Below are 15,344 nucleotides of genomic sequence, written 5' to 3' on the forward strand. Positions count from 1 at the left end.
GTACTAATAGGTCGAGGACTTTACCAAATATAGTCTTGAAAAGTTTAGATTCAGTATTCAGTTTTGAAGGAATAAATATTAAAAAGCTTGAGGTTGTCGCCTCAAGCTTTTTTTTATCTATTTCTTAATTTTAGTTTATGATCTCATTCTCTCGAAGCAAGGTTTTCTACTTCATCCCTTACTTTCTCCATTGTCTCAGTCAGTGTCCTTGTAGAACTTGAGATGTCCTGAGCTGAGCTTGCCAGATTCCTGATCTTGTCATTTACTTCATTGACTATATTTAAGAGATCTGAAGTTTCTGCAGTGATGCCTTCAAGAGCATTCTTGATATTATTATTGGCTTCGCCGCTGTTTTGAGCAGTAGTCTTGGAATCTGCAGCAAGTTCATTGATCTCTTCTGCAACTACTGCAAAGCCCTTGCCGGCATCACCGGCTCTTGCTGCTTCGATCGCTGCATTTAATGCCAACAGATTGGTCTGGTTTGCAATTTCCACTACCTTGCTGTTATTGATCTCCAGCTCATCCAGATAGGAAGTGATCCTGTTCATGGAATCATTGACCTTATTACAGAAATCTGTAACATTGGTCATGTCTTCAGATATAGTATTGCTGGCATCAGCATTACTGTTATTACCCGAGCTGATCTCATGCATTGTGCTGTTAACTGACTCAAAGTGTTCATTGATGGTATTGATCGCATCGAGGATACTCTGTTTTTGCTTTTCAAGCTCTGCTCTTTCGTGCTCAACAAGTTCCTGGGCTTCTCTTTTCTCTATTTCCACCAGATCCTTGAGATAATGTACGCAGTTGGATTTATGATTAAAGCCATTATATATAGCAATAGCCATATCTTTACAGGTGGCGTATCCGCAGCAGGAGCAGTTGACCCTTCTGGATTCCTCATCTTTCTTATTCATTGAATTAAATATAGTATTAAGCTCAGATTCAGAAGGTATCTTGTGGCTGCAAGTTGCTGATCTGTCAGTATATCTTCTTAGATAATCTTCTAGCTTAAGACCTTTAAACTGCTTATTAAGAGCCTCCATTCGCTTTTCGGGAGTAAGAGGTCTTGACCATGGGCTCTTCTTATCACTTTTCTTTACCCTTTCCTGGATGGCATGGATATTGTAGAGGGGGTCATCACCGGATGTGATCTTTGGGTCTGTACCTGTTCCGGATAAACAACCGCATCTGCAGTTTAGTGCATCAATAAAGAGGAAGGGAGTTTTACCGCCCTTTATCCTATCTGCATTTTTCTCCAGGAAGTGATACATATGTTTTTCGCCTTCAATCTGTCTGATAAAAGCATCACTTCCCAGGAGCCAGTATACATTATCTTTGAGACCTCCTGGCATTGGATAGATAGAGCCAAGGCCGTATTCGATCTCATCATTTACTGGACTTCCTGAGATATTATGCTCTTTGACATATTTCATCAGATGATAGAAGGTGACATTGTATTCTACATAGCCCTTATTTGCAGGGTCATCTATCTCCATTTTCTTTGCAATACAGGGACTTATAAAGGCAAGCTTGTCCTTTATGCCCATTTCCTTTCTGGCGTAGACAGCCGCACACATCAGGGGGCTTTGAACAGGAAAGAGCTTAGGCAGGAGCTGCGGAAGGTATCTCTCAATATAGCCTACAACAGCAGGGCAGGGCTGGGATATTCCGCCCAGGAAATGGTGCTTTTGTATATAATTGATATATGCCCATGTAGTTATATCAGCTCCAAAGGATACGCTGATCAGTCTGTTTACTCCCATTTTCTTAAGTCCGCCCAATACCGAGGAGTATTCTTTTGGATAATCGGCCAGAAAGGCAGGAGCGATGAGAAGGGATATTTTCACTCCCTTTTTAAGGTCTGCAAAGAATCTTTCGGTATCATCGTTGTATTCTCTGGCGTCATGTTCGCATACATCAAAGCAGGCTCCGCAGGCTATACACTTGATGCCATCAACCTTTATCTTTGATTCGCCATTTTCATCAGGATCGGTTGATACGCAGGCTCCCATACAGCTGCAGGCGCTTATGCATTTGTTGCAGCCTACACACTTATCATTGGTATATACCAGAGCATCAAATTCGTTGGCCATATTACCCTCCGTAATGTGCCGCAAGATATACAGTCAGCAGCTACTCTAGCTAGTATCTCGGTCATTTTAATGCTTTTTTCCACCCTCTTTTTACAATAGTTTTATTGACGAATTTTTCAGATTATTTATGTATATATTTCTTTTTACATATGCAGATAAACTGTGATATACTTAAATTCGTGTGAATGTCGCAATTTGACGTCATAACGCACTAATAACGGAGGTTGTTTCAAGATGAAAAAGATTAAGCAGGTACTTGCGCTAGTTCTTGTACTGGCTGTGCTTGGAGGCTTGTTCTTCGTGGCATGGTTCGGAATAGGAGCCAGCAAGGATGGTTCGATGCACGACATCCAGTTCGGACTTGATCTCTCAGGTGGTGTTAGTATCACGTATCAGGTTGAGGGTGAAAACGGGGGGAATCCTACTACTGCAGAAATGGATGATACCATTTACAAGCTGCAGAGACGTGTAGAGTCAGAGCTTGGCACTACAGAGGCATCTGTATACAGGGAAGGGGAGAACAGGATCAATGTTGAGATTCCCGGTGCTACAGATGAAATCTTCGCAACACTTTCCACTCCCGGTAATTTATACTTCATCAGGGAATTCAATGATGAAGGTGAAGCAAACTATGTAGACAATTCAGCAGAGATCTACGGCATGAGCCTTGGTATCTATGAGCTTGCTGAAGGAGTCACCATTGACTCACTTAAGGAGTCCGGAGATATCATCCTTGAGGGTAAGGATGTGGCCGGTGCTCAGGCAGGTATCATGACTCAGAACGGAACAGATTATGTTGTTGAACTGACTCTTACTGATGAAGGTAAGAAGAAGTTTGCAGATGCTACTACAGCAGCTGTTGTAAATCATGATACCATCGGTATCTACTACGATGGTGAATTCGTAAGTGTTCCCACTGTTGAATCTGCTATTACAGCCGGTGTGGCTCAGATCACACACATGAGTTCCTATGAATCAGCTCAGAGCCTTGCTTCCACCATCCGTATCGGTGGACTGGACGTATCTCTGACAGAGCTACGTGCCAATGTAGTTGGTGCTCAGCTGGGATCCAGTGCTATACATACCAGTAAGATCGCTGCCATGATCGGTCTTGCACTTATCGTATTATTCATGGTCATCATTTACAGAGTGCTGGGTGTTGCAGCATCCCTGGCACTGGGCTTCTACAGCTGCCTGGTTGTTATACTGCTGTCAGCATTCAATATCACACTGACACTTCCCGGTATTGCAGGTATCATCCTGTCAATCGGTATGGCAGTAGATGCCAACGTGCTGGTATTCTCACGTATTCGTGAAGAGCTTGCAAACGGAACTGAAGTACAGAAGGCTGTTAAGTCAGGTTACTCCAAGGCTCTTTCAGCTATTCTTGATGGTAATATCACCACACTTATAGCTGCGCTGGTTCTGGGACTTAGAGGATCAGGTACTGTTAAGGGCTTTGCTATCACACTTGCTCTTGGTATCATCGTTTCCATGTTCACAGCACTCTTTATCACTAGGATCATTACCAGAGTACTTTACAATCTTGGTTTCAAGGATGAGAAGTATTACGGCAAGGCTAAGGCTGCAGGTTCCATTGATTTCGTAAAGAGGCGTAATGTATTCTTTGCTATCTCATGTGCCATCATCGTACTGGGACTTGCTGTTATGGGTGTAAACCATGCACAGAACAAGGGTGCATTTAACCTGGCTATCGATTTCGCCGGTGGTACATCCACTACTGTAGTATTTGACGAGCTTCCTTCAACAGAAGAGCTTGAGAATGATATTGAGCCTGCTATCATCAAGGCTGCAAATGATGCAGATGCATCTCTGAATGTTACTTCTATCTCACATCAGGTTGTAGAAGGTGAGAATACAGTAGTATTCAAGACTATCACACTTCCTGAACCTTCCAGATCAGCTGTAGAGGATGTTCTTGAGACAACAGAGTCCTATGCAGTATCTGAAGTAACATATGAGTCCATCAGTGCTACTATCAGTAACGAGATGACCAAAGATGCCATCGTAGCTACTATCCTGGCTCTGATCCTGATGCTGGCATACATCTGGCTGAGATTCAGAGATCTGAGATTTGGTGCAAGTGCGATCATCGCTCTGGCTCATGATGCTGCTATGGTTATCATGTGCTATGCATTTACCAGAATTGAAGTAGGTTCCACATTTATCGCAGCTGTACTTACAATTATCGGTTACTCTATCAACGATACCATCGTTACCTTCGACCGTATCCGTGAGAACCAGCATAATGTTCGTACAGAGGATGACCTGAAGGAACTTGTTAATAAGTCCGTTAACCAGACTCTTACAAGATCACTCTTCACATCCATTACTACTTTCATCATGGTACTCTGCCTCTTCATCGTAGGTGTTGAAGATATAAGGACATTTGCACTGCCTCTTATGATCGGTGTAATTGCAGGTACATATTCTTCAATCTGTATCGCAGCAGAGCTGTGGTTTATCATGAAGAAGAAGTCTATGTCATCAGCTAAGGCTGCTGGTAAGGCTGACAAGAATGGCAAGAAGACAGCAAATGCATGATGAATATATCTTATGGTTCTATGGAGCCGTAAGACCTATGATAACTGCTTAATGCAGCTGACATCTACAATAGCAATTACCGCGGGATTAACCTGCGTCAATTATGACAGCAGTTTATCCCGCGGATTTTTTGATATAGGAGCATTACTAATGGCCAGATGGATGGTTATGCGAAAGGGAGCAGATTTTCAGAAGATTGCCGCCGATCATCATATCAGTATGATCCTGGCAAGGCTTATAAGAAATAGAAATGTACAGGGGGACCAGGAGATAGAGAGATTCCTGAGAGGGGATCTGTCTGATCTGAGGGATCCTCATACATTACCTGATATAGATAAAGCTGCTTCTATCATGAAATCGAAGATTGACTCCGGATCCAGGATCAGGATCATAGGAGATTATGATGTGGATGGGATCACCTCCACTTATATATTATTCAGCGGATTAAAGCTGGCAGCTCGTGGAACGGATACATATGTAGATTACAGGCTTCCTGACAGGATAACTGATGGCTATGGTCTCAATGAAAGGCTGGTAAGGGAAGCTGCCGATGACAATATCGATACTATAATGACCTGCGATAATGGTATTGCTGCTCATGAGCAGATAAGGCTTGCTTCAGAGCTGGGAATGACTGTAGTAGTAACGGATCATCATGAAGTTCCCCTTGATAAAGAGAGCGGAGAAGAGATCCTGCCTCCTGCAGAAGCTGTGGTGGATCCAAAGAGATCCTCCTGCCAGGCTCCCTTTAAGGAAATATGCGGCGGCTTTGTGGCTTATAAATTTCTCCAGGTGCTCTTTGAGCTTTATAAAACAGATGGAGTGATATTAGATGATGCTGTTATATCAGATGATGGAGCGATAATTAAAGAAGATACAGATGTAAAGTGTTCCAGAAGAGGCGCTATCAGCCAGGCTATGCTATCAGCATATATGGATGAAGCTACTCAAATGGCCGCCCTTGCTACAGTATGTGACGTAATGCCTCTTGAAGATGAGAACAGGATCATTGTAAAAGAGGGCTTAAAGCGCATGGAGCATACGGGCAATCTGGGCCTTAAATGTCTGATGGATGTCACGGGACTTGCTGACAAGAGTCTGACAGCTTATAGCCTTGGATTCATAATCGGACCATGTATGAACGCTACCGGAAGACTGGATAACGCTACCAGAGCAGTGAGACTATTGGCAGGGGGTGATATGGCAGAAGCTGCGTCTATTGCCGTTGATCTCAAGGAATTAAACGACAGCCGTAAGACCATGACCGTTGAAGGCGTCACAAAGGCTTCTGAGATGGTAGACTCCATGGATAAGATACCGGATATCCTGGTACTATACCTGCAGGATCTCCATGAATCCATTGCCGGAATAGTAGCAGGCAAGATCAAGGAGAAATACAACAGACCTACCATAGTCCTCACAGATGGTCAAAATGGAGCAAAGGGCAGCGGCAGATCCATTGAAGCTTATGATATGTTTACAGAGCTCTCAGCCTGTAAGGACCTTTTTGATAAATTTGGCGGACACAAGATGGCTGCCGGGCTCTCACTTCCCAAGGAAAATATAGGGGCCCTCTCTGAAAGGCTAAATGCAGCTTCTGTGCTTACAGAGGACGATTTTACACAGGTCCTGAGGCTGGATATGGAGCTTCCCATTTCCTATGTGACCATGGATCTGGTCAGAGAACTGGAGAATCTTGAACCTTATGGCAATGGCAATGCCAAGCCCTGCTTTGCAGCCAGGAATATCAGGATACTATCCGGCAGGATCATGGGCAAGAACAGGAATTGCGGCAAGTATAACTGCCAGGATCCTGACGGCAACAGATTTGAGATGGTATATTTTGGTGATATGCAAAGATGGCACGATTTCCTCATAAAGCGATATGGCACTGATGCCCCCGACAGGATCTATAATAATATGGGGAGAGGGGAATACACAGATGCACTTCAGTGTCGTGAATACAAGGATGTATCCCGACACGATTTGAAGTGCAGGGATGCACTTCAGTGTCGTGATATTGTGATCAATATCGCCTATTATCCTGATATTAACAGTTGGAACGGCAGAGAGAGTCTTCAGATCATCATGAATGATTATTGCTGAAGAATGGAGGGATATTATGAAATTATCAGATCTTATCAGAAATCTGGATTGTAAGGTTTACGCAGGTTCTACAGGCTCAGAGGCAGATATATCTACTATAGAGATCAGTTCTGTGATCAATGACAGCAGGAAGGTCGGCGAGGGTTGCCTTTTCATATGCATAGAGGGTGCCAATTTTGATGGTCACAGTGCTGCCGGGGAGGCAGCAGCAAATGGCGCAGCAGCTCTCCTTGTGATGAAGAAATTGGAGAATATACCTGAAAATGTTGCTGTTGTCATGGTAGAGGATACAAGGAAGGCTATGGCCATTGTGTCAGCCCAGTGGTTTGGACATCCTGCAGAGAGCCTTAAGACTGTGGGCATCACAGGCACTAAGGGTAAGACTACTACTACATATCTTATCAAGAGCATGCTGGAGAATGCAGGCCATAAGGTTGGCCTCATAGGTACTATTGAAGTTATAATAGGAGATGAGCACATTCCTGCTCTTAATACCACTCCTGAGTCCTATGATCTTCAGCAGTATATGAGAAGAATGGTAGACGCTGGATGTGACTGCCTTGTCATGGAGGTCTCATCCCAGGCGCTGATGCTTAGCAGGGTAGGAGGCTTTACTTTTGACATAGGTATCTTTACCAATATTGAGCCTGATCACATAGGTCCCAATGAGCACAAGGATTTTGAAGAATACATGCACTGCAAGGGACTGCTCTTTAAGCAGTGCAAGGTTGGAATAGCAAATGCCGATGATGAGCATATGGAAAAGGTGCTGGAAGGTCACAGCTGCACATTGGAGACCTTTGGTTTTGGTGAAAAGGCAGATCTTAGAGCTATCAATCTTGCCTATATCAGAAAGCCCGGTGAACTGGGCGTATTCTTTGATACCGAAGGAATATACGAGATGCATGCTCTGGTCAAGACTCCGGGTAAGTTCTCTGTATATAACGCCCTGTGTGCTATAGCTGTAGCAAGACATTTTGGCTGTGATGACAAGCAGATCGCAGATGCTCTGGCAGCTGCCAAGGTCAAGGGTCGTATAGAGATGGTCAAGGTGTCTGATGATTTTACTCTTATGATCGACTATGCTCACAACGCCATGGCGCTTAAGAGCCTTCTCATGAGCCTTAGAGATTATCGTCCTAACCGCCTGGTAAGCCTCTTTGGCTGCGGCGGCAACAGATCCAAGCTTAGAAGATTTGAAATGGGTGAAGTCAGCGGCAGGCTCTCAGATCTGACTATCATTACTTCAGATAATCCCAGATTTGAAGATCCCATGGATATCATTCATGATATAGAGACCGGCATCAAAAAGACTGATGGCAAATACGTGGAGATCCCAGACAGAAGAGAAGCAATAAAGTATGCCATTGAGAATGCCCAGCAGGGCGATATCATTGTACTTGCAGGCAAGGGCCATGAAGATTATCAGGAGATAAAAGGCGAGAAATTCCCTATGGACGAGAGAGTCATTGTAGCTGATATCGTAAAGGAAATGGATCATAATGACTGACAAGAAGGATTATCCTTTTGCCAATATAATAATCAATATTTCCCATGAACAGGTAGATAGGGCCTTTGGCTACAGGATACCTGACAGACTAAGGGGCATGATAGATGTGGGCAGCTGCGTGATCGTGCCTTTTGGCAGGGGAGATCACCTAAGAAAGGGTTATGTGGTCGAACTGACCGATAAGTCTGATTATGATGTAAACAAATTAAAATATATAAATGATATAGCAACTAAGGACCTTCCTGCAGAGGATGTATTTATAAAGCTGGCTGCATGGATGAGGAGAAATTATGGCTCTACCATGTATGCAGCCCTGAAAACAGTACTTCCTGCTCATAAGAAGCAAAGCGGCCTTAAGCACCGCTTTATATCCCTGAGAATGGATATTAGGGAGGCCAGAGAGTATTACTATGAGTGCAAGACCAAGCACAGAAAGGCCCAGGAGAGGCTACTTGAAGCGATACTTGAGGATCCGGAGGTCAGGCTTCCCTATGAACTGATCACAGGCAAGATGGGTATATCCTCTGCAGTTATCAGGGCGCTTAAGGATAAGTGCGTGATCAAGGTGGAGGAAGAGGACTATCTCAGGAATCCTGTCAGGGACATGAAGGTTACCGGGGATAATCTCTGTTTGTCCAATGAGCAGCAGGCTATTGTGAGCAGAGTCATATCAGATTACGACCAGAATATCAGGCGTACCTACCTTATCCACGGTATCACAGGAAGCGGCAAGACTGAGGTCTATATCAGGATGATCGCTGAGATCATCAAAAGGGGCAAGCAGGCTATAGTACTGATCCCCGAGATTGCCCTGACCTATCAGACTCTTATGCGTTTTTACAGGCATTTTGGAGACAGGGTATCTGTCATGAATTCCACGCTTTCTCCCGGAGAAAAATATGACCAGTTTGAAAGAGCAAGGCAGGGCCTTATAGATGTAATGATAGGGCCAAGGTCAGCTCTTTTTACTCCTTTTCCAGGTTTGGGACTGATAGTCATGGATGAAGAGCATGAAGGCTCTTATAAATCAGAACAGATGCCCAGGTATCACGCAAGAGAGACAGCAGTTGCCCTTGCAGGTATGCTGCCTGACAAGGCCAGCGTGGTCCTGGGAAGTGCCACACCTTCATTGGATGCCTATTACAGGGCTCTCACCGGAGAATACGTACTCCTTCGCCTCACCAGGCGTCTCACAGGCGGTACCCTTCCTGAAGTTGTCAGAGTGGATTTGAGGGAAGAACTCAGAAGTGGCAACAGGTCTATCTTCTCCAGAGTGCTGAGAGAAGGCATAGAAGAAAGGTTGACCAAGGGTGAGCAGGTCATGCTCTTTATCAACAGACGAGGCCTGGCAGGCTTCGTATCCTGCAGAAGCTGCGGACATGTATTTAAATGTCCTCATTGTGATGTATCCTTATCAGAGCACAGAGGCGGCAAACTGGTATGTCATTACTGCGGCTACAATGAACCTGTGAGGAAAATCTGTCCCAAATGCGGATCCAAATATGTATCTTCATTTAGAGCAGGTACCCAGCAGATTGAAAATGAGGTCCACAAATTCTGGCCGGGAGCCAGGACTCTCAGGATGGATGCAGATACTACCAGGTCCAAGGACAGCTATGAGAAGATCCTGTCCTCATTTGCTAACGAGGAAGCCGATATACTCATAGGTACTCAGATGATAGTCAAGGGACATGATTTTCCGTCTGTTACTCTGGTAGGCGTATTGGCGGCGGATATGTCTTTGTATGCCGCTGATTACAGGGCTGCCGAGAGGACCTTCCAATTGCTGACTCAGGCCGCAGGAAGAGCAGGTAGAGGACAGCTTCCCGGGCTTGTTGTCATCCAGTCCTATCAGCCTGATAATTATGCTATAGTCTCAGCTTCGGGACATGACTACGAGTCCTTCTATAATGAAGAGATAGAATACAGGAGGCTCATGGGCTATCCGCCGGTGGGACATATGATGGCAATAGGCATTTCCTCAGGAGATGAAGAAAAGGGCATAGCCTTTGCCAATAGGCTAAGGGCCCATCTGGACAGGAATAGAAAGGATAAGACAGGCTCTGTACTTATCGGCCCCACGCCTGCTGCTATATCCAAAATTAATGATATTTTCAGATTTGTGATATATGTAAAAAGCAGTAATTATGCTATATTAACCTCAATAAAGGATCTGGCCGATGAATTTGTTAAGGAAATGCAGGCGGCTGGACAATACAGAGGTTATTCTGTACAATTTGATTTTGATCCTATGAATACCTTTTGATAATGGAGGATAGAAATGGCCATCAGACAGATACGTGAACTGGGAGACAGCGTCCTGGAGAAAAAATGCAAACCTGTTAAAGAGATGAATGACAGTCTCAGACAGCTGATAGATGATATGTTTGAAACTATGTATGAGGCAAACGGAGTAGGCCTTGCAGCTCCTCAGGTAGGAATACTTAAAAGGCTGGTAGTAATAGACTGTACAGGTGAGGATCCGTTTGTTTTTATCAATCCTGAAATAGTTGAAGCTGACGGAGAGCAGACAGGCTATGAAGGATGCCTCTCACTCCCCGGGAAGAGCGGTGTTGTGACAAGGCCTAATCACGTGGTTGTAAAGGCTCTTGATGAGAACATGGATGAATTTACCCTTGAATGTGAGGAACTGATGGCAAGGGCAGTCTGCCATGAGCTGGATCACCTTGATGGCCACATGTATGTGGAAAAGGTAGACGGCGGCATCAATGGTCTTGTTGATAACAGTGAGCTCAACAGAGAAAGCAGTGAAGAGGAAGAAGAAGCTTAATGAGAATAGTATATATGGGAACTCCTGATTTTGCAGTTGGGCCCTTAAAGGCTCTTTGCGAAGCAGGATATGAGATCGTAAGTGTAGTTACCCAGCCTGACAGGCCAAAGGGCAGGAGCGGTAAGCTGGTATTCTCTCCTGTCAAGGAATATGCCGTCAGCAGGGATATTGAAGTATTTCAGCCGGAGAAGATAAGGACTGCAGATAGTGTGGAATACCTTAAGGGGCTGGATGCTGATATTTTTGTGGTGGCGGCGTTTGGTCAGATACTGAGTAAAGAAGTTCTGGATATACCAAGGTATGGCTGTGTCAATATCCACGCTTCACTCCTTCCTCTCTACAGGGGAGCATCTCCCATACAGCAGGCGCTATTGGATGGCAGAGAGCAGACCGGCGTTACTCTTATGCAGATGGATGTGGGCATGGATACCGGTGATATCCTGATGCAAAAGACTATAGATATACTAAATACAGATACAGCAGGGACTCTCTTTGACAAACTGATGGAGCTTGGCTCCGATATGATAGTAGAAGCTATGCCTCTAATTGAAGAGGGTAAGCTATCAGCCACTCCTCAGGATGAGAGTCTGGCCAGCAAGGTGGGCAAGCTCACCAAGGAAATGGGCCGCATTGACTGGACTTTAGATGCTGCATACATAGACAGGCAGATCCGTACCATGGATCCCTGGCCCAGTGCGTATTGCACCTACAAGGGCAAGACTATCAAGATATGGAAGGCCCGTCCTATTGAAAATACCGAGCAGGAAAGCGCCTATGGCAATATCCCCGGTACTGTGATAAATGTTTCAAAAAGCAGCTTTGTAGTTGCTTGCGGAGATGGCCTTTTGGAAGTAGCCGAGCTGCAGCCTGAGAGCAAGAAACGCATGAGCGCAGGAGATTTTATCAGGGGTAATCACCTGGCTGTCGGAGAGAGAATGGAGTGACTGTGATAATAGCAGGTGGGCGCAATATTGGATGAAGGTTATATCGTAGCCTGCTATGTTAACGGAGGGAGCATATGTACGGATATTATTATGACTGGACTTACATTCTGGTACTGATCGGTGCACTGATCAGTATCATTGCAAGTGCAAATGTAAATGCCACATTTAAAAAGTATTCAAGACAAATGTCTGCCAGAAGGCTGACAGGTGCTGAAGTAGCTCAGGCCATACTGGAGAGAAACGGTATATATGATATTCAGGTATGTCATGTTCCCGGTAATCTCACAGACCATTTTGATCCCAGGACAGGTATTGTCAATCTGTCGGACTCAGTCTATTCCTCAACTTCAGTTGCTGCGCTTGGAGTAGCTGCTCATGAGTGCGGCCACGTTCTTCAGCACAAGACAGAGTATCTGCCTCTTAAGATCAGATCATCCCTGGTACCTGTAGCTAATTTTGGTTCCAGGTTTGGCATTTGGGTAGTTGTGGCTGGACTTGCATTTGCCATGGAGCCTATCACTACAGTGGGTATATGGCTCTTTTCCGCAGCGGTAGCCTTCCAGATAGTGACCCTTCCTGTGGAGCTTGATGCTTCAAGGAGAGCGCTGGCTATGCTGGAAGATTATGGCCTTATGGGTTCAGACGAGACCAGGGCTTCCAGGAAGGTACTGGGAGCAGCGGCGCTGACCTATGTAGCAGCGGCTGCAGCATCCGTATTGCAGCTGGCAAGGCTCTTGATCCTTAGAAACAGAAGAAGAGATTGATGGATAATAACAGAGATATAGCATTAAAGATAATAATGCAGCAGGATGAAAAAGGTCAGGTCAAGGGCCTTATCAGGGACGTGCTCACCAGATATGATTATCTGCCGCCCAGAGACAAGGCTTTTATCAAGAGACTGGCCGAAGGCGTTATGGAGCGCAGGATCACACTGGATTATGTGATCAATAAATATGCCAGACTTCCTGTTGAGAAGCAAAAACCCCTTATCAGATCTGTACTTCGGATGAGTACCTATCAGATCCTATTCATGGACCAGGTGCCGGATTCCGCTGCAGTGAATGAAGGGGTTAAACTTGTTTCCGGGCATGGCTTTTCCAGCCTCAGAGGCTTTGTGAACGGAGTCCTTAGAAATATTTCAAGGACAGGAAGGGACGTGGAATTTCCCCCTCTTAGAGGAGTGAGCAGGGAGGACAGTATCAGAGCCTTGTCGGTGAGATATTCCATGCCGGAAGCTGTCTGCAGGATATTCGAAAAAGAGTATGGTACAGATAAGACTGCTGAGATATTTGGAGCATTCCTTGAACCAAGACCTGTAACAATCCGTTTGGATGAGAGGCTTGGCAGGGAAGAGATGGATGATCTCATAGGCAGGATGAGATCTGAAGGCGGAGAGGATTTACAGATTAGACGGCATCCTGTGCTTTCATATGCATACGAACTATTTCATACAGATAATATACGCTTTCTACCCGGCTACGATGAGGGCAGCTGGATTGTACAGGATGTGAGCTCCATGCTGGTAGCAGAGGCTGCCATGCTGAAAAGGGGTGACATAGTCATAGATGTCTGCAGCGCGCCCGGAGGCAAGGCTCTTCATGCGGCAGCCAAGCTGGCGGCTATGGACTGGGGCGCAGAAGCTGTTTTGGCTGATAGCAAAACAGCCAGGGGACATGTATATATGAATGATATCAGTGAGCAGAAGGTTGATATCATCAGCGAGAACCTCTATAGGATGGGACTGGAGGATATGGCATCTGTAAGGGTACATGATGCCACAGTCCATGACAGTGACTGTGAGAACAGCTGCGATGTCCTCTTATGCGATTTGCCCTGCTCAGGACTGGGTATAATGGGCCGAAAGCCTGATATCAGATATCAGGTCAGTGAGGATAATATCAGCTCACTGACAGCTATCCAGAAAGATATAATCGCAAATGTCTGGAATTATCTTAAGGTGGGCGGTACCATGATCTATTCTACCTGTACCCTTGATCCTGAAGAGAATGAGAAAATGCTGGATTATATATGTGAGAATTATCCATTTGAAAGGGTGGCCATAGAAGGGGATGCCTTTAAGGCTTTTGCAGGAGAAAAGAGTCTGAAGGAAGGGTATCTGAAGCTCCTTCCCGGAGAGTATGATACAGACGGCTTCTTTTTGGCAAGGCTTAGAAGGGTCAGATAAGTCAGTGAGCCTGATATATGATGCCTCTAAGCTATGAGCGGCATCGCTGGATGTGAGGATTATTATGAAGAGAGATCTGAGATCCATACCTTTGGATGAACTGATAAATGAGATAGAAGGCCTGGAAGAGAAGAAATTCAGAGCCAGGCAGCTCTATGAGTGGATCCACAAAAAGATGGTCATGGATTATGACGAGATGAAGAATATTCCCTCTTCGCTCAAGAACAAATTAAGAGAGAATTATTCTTTTGGCCGGATCAGGGCTGTTGAGGTCAGGGAGTCTGCTATTGATGATACCAGAAAGTTTCTCTTTGGCCTGGAAGACGGAAATGTAATAGAAAGTGTATATATGAAATACAAGTTTGGCAGCAGCGTATGCATCTCATCCCAGGTGGGCTGCAATATGGGCTGCCGCTTTTGCGCATCTACCATAGACGGCTGTATCAGGAGTCTGTCTGCCGGAGAGATGCTGGGCCAGATATATGCTATCTCAAGATATATGAATGAGAGGATCTCTCATGTGGTAGTCATGGGCTCAGGAGAACCTCTGGATAATTACGATAATCTGCTGAACTTTATCAGGATGCTCACTGACGAAAACGGAGTGAACCTCTCTCAGAGAAATCTGACAGTATCCACCTGCGGTCTGGTCCCTGAGATGAAGAAGCTGGCAGATCAGAAATTCCAGATCAATCTGGCTATCAGCCTTCACGCTTCCAATCAGGCAGGCAGGGAGACCCTTATGCCTATAGCAAGGAGATACAGCCTGGACGAGCTGATGGAGGCCTGCAGGTATTATTTTGATACTACAGGCAGGCAGCTGACCTTTGAATATTCCCTGGTAAAGGGGGTTAATGATAAGGAAGAGGATGCTGCAGAGCTGGCAGAGCTCCTTAGGGACTTTAACTGCGTAGTAAATCTGATACCTGTAAACCCTGTCAAAGAAAGAGACTTTAAAGCTCCTGACAAAGAGTCTTCCAGGGCTTTTCAGCACAGATTGCAAAAGAAAGGCATAAATGCTACCATCCGCAGGGAGATGGGAAGAGATATAAACGGGGCCTGCGGACAGCTTAGAAGAAGCTATTGTTTGGCAGATAATGCTGATAAGCAGTGACTTAGAAATATATCTATCCTCATAAAATTTGCA

The 15,344-nt window shown here is 45.1% G+C and carries 10 protein-coding genes; 9 read left to right on the forward strand and 1 reads right to left on the reverse strand.

Going from position 1 to position 15,344, the window contains the following annotated elements; translation table 11 throughout:
* Positions 1-143: 143 nt before the first annotated feature.
* Entirely contained in the window at positions 144-2,096 is a 1,953-nt protein-coding gene (locus G636_RS0110295; RefSeq protein WP_026507987.1) for a [Fe-Fe] hydrogenase large subunit C-terminal domain-containing protein, read from the reverse strand.
* Positions 2,097-2,330: 234 nt separating this feature from the next.
* Here G636_RS0110295 and G636_RS18170 point away from each other — a divergent pair, with 234 nt between their 5' ends.
* The 9 genes from G636_RS18170 (at position 2,331) to rlmN (ending at position 15,311) form a co-directional block, all read left to right on the forward strand.
* Complete coding sequence (locus tag G636_RS18170; RefSeq protein WP_051226878.1) at positions 2,331-4,661, forward strand: protein translocase subunit SecDF; 2,331 nt, start codon at positions 2,331-2,333, stop codon at positions 4,659-4,661.
* 150 nt (positions 4,662-4,811) lie between these two features.
* Entirely contained in the window at positions 4,812-6,767 is a 1,956-nt protein-coding gene (recJ, locus tag G636_RS0110305; protein WP_026507988.1) for a single-stranded-DNA-specific exonuclease RecJ, read from the forward strand.
* Positions 6,768-6,783: 16 nt separating this feature from the next.
* Positions 6,784-8,277, forward strand: a complete 1,494-nt coding sequence (locus G636_RS0110310) for a UDP-N-acetylmuramoyl-L-alanyl-D-glutamate--2,6-diaminopimelate ligase (protein WP_026507989.1) — start codon at positions 6,784-6,786, stop codon at positions 8,275-8,277.
* Positions 8,270-10,543, forward strand: a complete 2,274-nt coding sequence (gene priA, locus G636_RS0110315) for a replication restart helicase PriA (RefSeq protein ID WP_026507990.1) — start codon at positions 8,270-8,272, stop codon at positions 10,541-10,543. The genes G636_RS0110310 and priA overlap by 8 nt, the downstream gene beginning before the upstream one ends.
* Before the next feature lie 15 nt (positions 10,544-10,558).
* Entirely contained in the window at positions 10,559-11,068 is a 510-nt protein-coding gene (def, locus tag G636_RS0110320) for a peptide deformylase (protein WP_026507991.1), read from the forward strand.
* Positions 11,068-12,012 (forward strand): methionyl-tRNA formyltransferase, encoded by a 945-nt coding sequence (gene fmt, locus G636_RS0110325; RefSeq protein WP_026507992.1) that lies wholly within the window; start codon positions 11,068-11,070, stop codon positions 12,010-12,012. The genes def and fmt overlap by 1 nt, the downstream gene beginning before the upstream one ends.
* Before the next feature lie 74 nt (positions 12,013-12,086).
* Positions 12,087-12,776: a zinc metallopeptidase gene (locus tag G636_RS0110330; RefSeq protein WP_026507993.1), complete on the forward strand. Its 690-nt coding sequence runs from the start codon at positions 12,087-12,089 to the stop codon at positions 12,774-12,776.
* Positions 12,776-14,197, forward strand: a complete 1,422-nt coding sequence (rsmB, locus tag G636_RS0110335; RefSeq protein WP_026507994.1) for a 16S rRNA (cytosine(967)-C(5))-methyltransferase RsmB — start codon at positions 12,776-12,778, stop codon at positions 14,195-14,197. The genes G636_RS0110330 and rsmB overlap by 1 nt, the downstream gene beginning before the upstream one ends.
* Before the next feature lie 64 nt (positions 14,198-14,261).
* Complete coding sequence (gene rlmN, locus G636_RS0110340; protein WP_035779493.1) at positions 14,262-15,311, forward strand: 23S rRNA (adenine(2503)-C(2))-methyltransferase RlmN; 1,050 nt, start codon at positions 14,262-14,264, stop codon at positions 15,309-15,311.
* The last annotated feature ends 33 nt before the right edge of the window (positions 15,312-15,344 follow it).

This window comes from Butyrivibrio sp. MC2013 (assembly GCF_000424585.1).
In the GTDB taxonomy this organism is placed as follows: Bacteria; Bacillota; Clostridia; order Lachnospirales; family Lachnospiraceae; genus Butyrivibrio.